3 protein-coding genes are annotated in these 1,655 nt (G+C 63.5%); 1 reads left to right on the top strand and 2 read right to left on the bottom strand.

The window, feature by feature from the left end; all coding sequences use genetic code 11:
* Window positions 1-34 precede the first annotated feature (34 nt).
* Both WBF82_RS13185 and WBF82_RS13180 read right to left on the bottom strand, forming a co-directional pair.
* On the bottom strand, window positions 35-424 hold the full coding sequence (locus WBF82_RS13185; protein ID WP_424383461.1) for a VOC family protein: 390 nt from the start codon (window positions 422-424) through the stop codon (window positions 35-37).
* A complete protein-coding gene (locus WBF82_RS13180; RefSeq protein WP_424383460.1) occupies window positions 421-1,122 on the bottom strand; it encodes a DUF899 domain-containing protein in 702 nt (233 codons plus the stop codon). Before WBF82_RS13180 ends, WBF82_RS13185 begins: the two co-directional genes overlap by 4 nt.
* A gap of 82 nt (window positions 1,123-1,204) precedes the next feature.
* Between WBF82_RS13180 and WBF82_RS13175 the strand changes: the two genes are divergently transcribed.
* A partial coding sequence (locus WBF82_RS13175) for a TetR/AcrR family transcriptional regulator (protein WP_424383459.1) occupies window positions 1,205-1,655 on the top strand: 451 nt, incomplete at its 3' end.

The raw sequence follows: 1,655 nt of genomic DNA, 5'->3' as shown, positions 1-1,655 counted from the left end.
CGTCCGGCTTCGTGCAGTAACCGGTCACCCCTAGTCAGGACTCCACGACCATCAGCGTGTGCCCGGTCGGGTCGCGGAACCAGAACATCGGTGGAACCGGCTCGCCCATTCGCGACACCTGCGCATCAACGTCGACGCCGAGTTGCTTCATCGCGTAGTGGGTGGCGTCGATGTCGCTGGTGGTCAGCGTGATACCCGTGATGGTCGGTTGCACCGGTCCGCTGTCCGGCGGCGGTGGAGCGAGCGCGATGCCGGTCCCGCCCTCGGGCGGGTAAACCTCGATCCACCGGTAGCCGCCACCGAACGGCTGGTCGGTTCGCTTCTCGAAGCCGAGCGACTCGTAGAACCCGACCGCTTTGTCCTGGTCGGGTGTCGGCACGCACACCAGGCTTATCGTCGTCAGGCCAGTTGTTGTGGTGGTCATCTTGCTCCTTCGGGTTGGACGGTTCCGTATGCTTTGGCGATGTCTTGCGAGCTGGCCCACCGGCTGTAGGTGGGAGACTGCGGCCAGGCGTCCGGTGAGTCTTGCCACTCCTCCTGGCGGCCGTACGGCAGCAGGTCGATCAATGCGAACGAATGACTTAGCTGTTCAGTGCCGCGCCCGTCGGTGTGCCAGGTGCGGTAGACGTGATCCCCGTCGCGCAAAAAGACATTGACGGCGAATCCGCCACCCGGAGGAGCTCCGACGTCGAGACCGAACGGGCTGTTGGCCGTCGAGTACCAGGTCATCTGGTTCCCGACCCGGCGCTTGTATGCGAGCGCTTCGTCGATAGGGCCTTGCGTGACGATGACGAACCGGGCGTCCCAGTTGTCCAGGAACTCCAGCCGGGTGAATTGCGAGGTAAAGCCGGTGCAGCCAGGGCACTGCCATTCCTCGCCCGGAAACCACATGTGGTTGTAGACGATCAACTGTGATTTGCCTTCGAAGACATCGGCTAACCGAACGGATCCGTTCTCGCCTTCCAGCGTGTAATCCGGCATCGCAACCATCGGCAGCCTCCGCCGCTGGGCGGCGATCGCGTCAAGCTCACGGGTCGCTGCCTTCTCCCGGACACGCAGGGCGTCTAATTCGCGCTGCCAGGTCTCCTGGTCCACGACGGGCGGCAATCCTGCGGTTGTCACAACAACCCCCTTCGTCTTATGTTCACGGCGTCAACATGATAATGTTCACACCGTACACTTTGGACCCAAGGACGGTCAAGGGTTGGCGATTTTGAAGAGCGGCTATCACCACGGAGATCTGCGGGCGGCATTGATCCACGCCGGCCTTCAGCTCACCCGGTCCGGTGGGCCAGAGGCGCTGACAATTCGCGAAGCGACTCGGCGCGTTGGGGTTTCACCCAATGCCGCCTACCGCCATTTCGCCGACCGCGACGCATTGCTTCAGGCCGTTGCGAACGCGATCCAGCATCGGATGACGGCGCGGATGCGGACCTCAGTGCGCCGGCGGGGCTCAACTGAGCTGTTGCGGGCCGTCGGCATCGGCTACATCAAGTTTGCGTTGGACGAGCCGGGGTGGTTCGCGGTCGCATTCTTCGGGGGCGGCCAGAATACCGAAACAGCCAGCGCTCCGCCATATCTGGCGTTGGTCAAGGCACTCGATGCCATGGTGAATGCGGGCGCGCTGGCACCCGACAGACGCGACGGCGCCGAGT

Source organism: Mycobacterium sp., assembly GCF_049673265.1.
Taxonomy (GTDB): domain Bacteria; phylum Actinomycetota; class Actinomycetes; order Mycobacteriales; family Mycobacteriaceae; genus Mycobacterium.
The sequence above is the reverse complement of the archived record's forward strand: the minus strand, read 5'-3'. Positions and strand labels throughout refer to the sequence as shown.